Raw genomic sequence first — 1,192 nt, 5'->3', positions numbered from 1 at the left:
ATACTGTTGGCTAACTCATAGCTAGTCATATGAAACCTTGTCGTACAGGGGATTCAAGCAGACTTCAGCGCTTTGAATCGGGACACTCGCGTCTTGGCTATCGGTACCCCGTCAAACCAGCTGACCAGACGGTCGAAGTTGATCGCCGCGCCGATTGCCATATTCTGTAAGTGCGTCTTCGCTAAGCCACGGTAGCGAGAGCGCCGTAATCCGAAGCTGCGGACACCCTGTGAAAGGGTGCCTTCAATACCGGCTCTGCGTTTGTAGCGTTCTTTTCCTTCTGAGCTGCTATGAGTTGCCCTTGCCTGCTCTAGCGCTTCGTACTTCTCCTGTGGTAAGAATGCTAAACTTCGCTGCACTCCCCTTGTGCATAGCTCTTTGGCGGCGCACGTCCTACAGTCCTGCTGACTAAACCTGACTTGGACGTAAGTTCTACCACTTTCCTGAACGCGCGTTTTCCAACTGTTAGAGTGCTTTCCTTCTGGACAAGTCACGGTTTCCTTCTTCCAGTCAATGTCAAACTGCGCCTCGTCGTACGCGCCTTCCGTCTTTGATTGCCAGCTAGCATTTTGACGGGTTGGCCCCACTATCTCAATCTGTTGTTGTTTAGCATTTACAAGAATCTCTGCACTGACGTATGCAGAATCAACAAAGTGTTCTGATGGCGACAGTTGTTTGTCTGCTAGCGATTGATGAATCGCCTCTGTGCGCTGCGCTTCATGGACTGTTGCATCTGTTGTTTCTACATGAGTAATCAGGTGACAACTATCATCATCACACGTCTCACTGAAATGAACAGCGTAGCCTATCCAGTTCACCCCGCGCCGAGAACGAAACCGAGCCGCCACGTCATAGGGCGACTCGATGCCTTCTTCAGCGCGGGGTAGTTCCTTTTTTGACTTCCAGCGGACGCGCTTCCCTACTGGAGCATCTGTGGTGTATTCGTAATGACGCGCCAGCATCAGCTTCAGTGCTTTGACCTGAGCGAAGCTCTGCCAGTCGCCTATCTCTGATGTTTCTAGGCAGGACAGTAGATAGTAGGCATCTTCGCCTACCTGCTGAGCATACGCACTCCGCTTTGCATCTGACTTCGGCAGATGGTAGTCCTCGACGCGTCGCCCGTAGCGCAGGTACCACTCATCCGGCGCAATTGTCGTTAGCCACTCGGGTGCGACTGTGGCCAGTTCATTCA

The 1,192-nt window shown here is 52.3% G+C and carries 1 protein-coding gene; it reads right to left on the bottom strand.

Translation table 11 applies throughout. The features are described from left to right. Window positions 1-53: 53 nt before the first annotated feature. On the bottom strand, window positions 54-1,192 hold a 1,139-nt coding region (locus CKL79_RS22450), incomplete at its 5' end, for a transposase (RefSeq protein ID WP_121971712.1).

This window comes from Leptolyngbya sp. BC1307 (assembly GCF_002286735.1).
Lineage (GTDB): Bacteria > Cyanobacteriota > Cyanobacteriia > Phormidesmidales > Phormidesmidaceae > Phormidesmis.
This window is presented reverse-complemented; position numbering and strand designations above follow the sequence as displayed.